Here is a 2,508-nt window from a genome sequence, read left to right as displayed (position 1 = left end):
GCTCGCCGACGGCATCCTTGGCGGGCGCGCTCGCCATGAGGTCGGCGCGCAGGAACTCGGCGAGAGCGGCATAGGCCTGCTCTGCCGCGTGCGCGCCCTGCCGCAGCCGCGCCAGCGGCGCACCCTCGACACCTTCCGCGGCGGCGACAAAAGTGGTGAAGAACCCGGTGTTCGCGCCGGAACCCGCCCAGGTGTCCGCCTGCTCGGCGACCTTGATGATCTGGCGCAGCGCACTGACCTGCCCGCGCTCGGCCGCGACCAGCAGCGAAGCCCGCAGACCTGCCAGCGCCTCGGGCACCCCCGCGAGACGCTCGGCGATCACCGCCCAGTCCTCGGCAGTCTCGGCGGCCATCACGTCGAACACCATCCGAATGTGCTGTACCGGACTTTCGATCACATTCAGCGCGGCGAGGGGGAGCCCGGCGTCGTGGATCTCCACGTCGAGCCCCACGCGCTCGGTGAACACGGCTTTCGCTACCCGTTCGCCGTCATCGGTAGGTTGGGCTGCGAGCATGGCGTGCAACGCATTTCGCGCTATCCGCGCCCGAATATCGTGCCCGGCAGGCGAATAGTCGGTCAGGCGATCGTCGTGTCCCGCGATGCCGAACATGGTCGCCGTGACCGGATCAGCGGCCGCGTAGTCCTCGACGAACCGATCACAGATCTCATCCACACCCATGCGGACACGCTAACGGCCATCGGCCGCCCGCGGGCAACCTACGATCGCGAGCACGGCCACCGCGGTGTGAGCGCGCCGCACAGGAACCGCTAGGCGCTCTGCCGGCGCACGATCTCGGTGATCCAGGTGGGCGCGAACGGGGAGGTGCAGCCAGGGGGAGTGGGGTAGTCCTTCAAGACCTGGAGGCGTTCGCCGATGTCGACGGCGCGGGCGCGGTGGCCGGGGTGGTCGATACCGATCTGGGCGAGGCAGTGGTTCATCGCCCACTGCAGGCGATCGGGTGCGGTTTTCATCTGCGCTTCGACGAGGTCGAGCAGACCCGTGAGGTCGAGGCCGTCGGGCTTCTTCGCGACCCGTTCGGTGGTCAGTGCCCAGCCCGCGCTCGCGACCACGGGGTCCGGGTCGTCGAACCAGGCGACACGCAGTTCCTCGGCGTGCGAGTTCTTCTTCACGACATAGTTGACGAGCCAGTCGTGGACCTTGGGTGTGCGCGCCTGGCGGATCATGGCGTCCAGTTCGTCACGCTCGAACATCTTCGGTCGGCAGATCAGCAGGGCGAGGAGTTTCGCCGCGGTGTCGTCAGTGTCCCAGAGTTGCCGGGCAAGCGCCGGTTGTGTCTTCAGGCGTTTGGCGAGCGCGCGCAGCTCGGTGAGGTTGACGCCGTGATCGTCGCCGTGCTTCTCGTTCACCGCGCGCATCTTCGGGTTGTCGAGGTCGGCCAGTTCGGCCAGCACCTCGTCCACCGTCGTTTCCGGCACCTGCGCCTCCTGGTCTAGTGCTCCTCGGAGACCATCATGCGTCGGACCGTGTCGAGGTGCCAGGGCCGGGTGCTCGGGAGAACACCGCGACCAGGAAGTCGGAGTCGTCGGTGAAGGGCCGAAGATCCCAGGTCGACAGCAGCAGGTCGACGGTGAGCCCGGCGGATCCGGCGTCGGTCAGGAACTCGGCGAACTCGTAGCCGCGGTCCGCACCGAATCCGATGATCGCCCGCCCGCCCGGCGCGAGATGCCCGGCGAATCCCGCCAGCACCGCCGACCGGGTGGACGGGGCCAGGAACGTCATCACATTGCCCGCGCACACGATGGCGTCGAAGTCGGCGACGGGCAGGTCCAGCTCGGCGAGGTCGCCGACCAGCCATGTCGGACCGGGATGGTCCGCGCGTGCCGCGTCGATCAGCACCGGGTCGACATCGACGCCCACCACCGTGTGCCCCACATCGTGCAGGTATCCACCGGTCCGCCCCGGCCCGCACCCCGCGTCGAGCACCCGGCTGCCACGTCCGAGCATCGCGTCGACCAACCGCGCCTCACCCACGATGTCGGTCCCCTGCGTGGCAAGCGTCCGGAACCGCTCCACATACCGGCTCGAATGCGCCGGATCCGCGGCGACGATGTCCTCCCAACCACTGGGTGTGCGCTCGTTCGACGCGTTCATGATCGCTCCCTCGATTCGGCCGCTATGCCAACCTTGCCGACCTTAGCCGCGATGGTGAGAAGTCCGAGCCGGCTGATCGTACGAGCGGCCGGCTGCGAACTGCCGCGAAGGCATCTGCCCTGCGCCGGAGCGTTGTCTAGATCGATGGAGGCATCGCGGGCCTGAATCCGCTTGTCGGTGGTCGCTGGGCGCGGCTGCGGCGGATGAGGGTGACGATCAGAATGGCGATGCCGAGCAGGACGGCGGTGATCGCGATGGCCACCGCGAGCAGGATCGGGCCTGCGAGGGCGGAGCCGAGGTCTTTGCCGACGGCTAGGGTGATGCCGGGGCCGCCGTCGGTTTCGAGGGTGTAGACGCCGTCTCGGTCCGCGTGGAAGGTGAACTCGGCGGTTCCC

General features: G+C 68.5%; 4 protein-coding genes. All 4 read right to left on the bottom strand.

Annotated features, from left to right (window positions below):
• Window positions 1-679: DUF885 family protein (locus tag ACFWF3_RS32020; protein WP_379317539.1), on the bottom strand; the 679-nt coding region annotated here is incomplete at its 3' end.
• A gap of 89 nt (window positions 680-768) precedes the next feature.
• On the bottom strand, window positions 769-1,437 hold the full coding sequence (locus ACFWF3_RS32015) for a DNA alkylation repair protein (protein WP_379317537.1): 669 nt from the start codon (window positions 1,435-1,437) through the stop codon (window positions 769-771).
• Window positions 1,438-1,471: 34 nt separating this feature from the next.
• A complete protein-coding gene (locus ACFWF3_RS32010) occupies window positions 1,472-2,113 on the bottom strand; it encodes a class I SAM-dependent methyltransferase (RefSeq protein WP_379317535.1) in 642 nt (213 codons plus the stop codon).
• Between the two features lie 136 nt (window positions 2,114-2,249).
• Window positions 2,250-2,508: hypothetical protein (locus ACFWF3_RS32005; protein ID WP_379317533.1), on the bottom strand; the 259-nt coding region annotated here is incomplete at its 5' end.

Origin of the sequence: Nocardia sp. NPDC060220 (assembly GCF_042727815.1) — a bacterium.
Taxonomy (GTDB): Bacteria; Actinomycetota; Actinomycetes; order Mycobacteriales; family Mycobacteriaceae; genus Nocardia.
The sequence above is the reverse complement of the archived record's forward strand: the minus strand, read 5'-3'. Positions and strand labels throughout refer to the sequence as shown.

Bases quoted from the DNA above. Each gene is read 5' to 3' on its own strand.
- ACFWF3_RS32010 (WP_379317535.1), bottom strand. From the start codon at position 2,113: ATGAACGCGTCGAACGAGCGCACACCCAGTGGTTGGGAGGACATCGTC.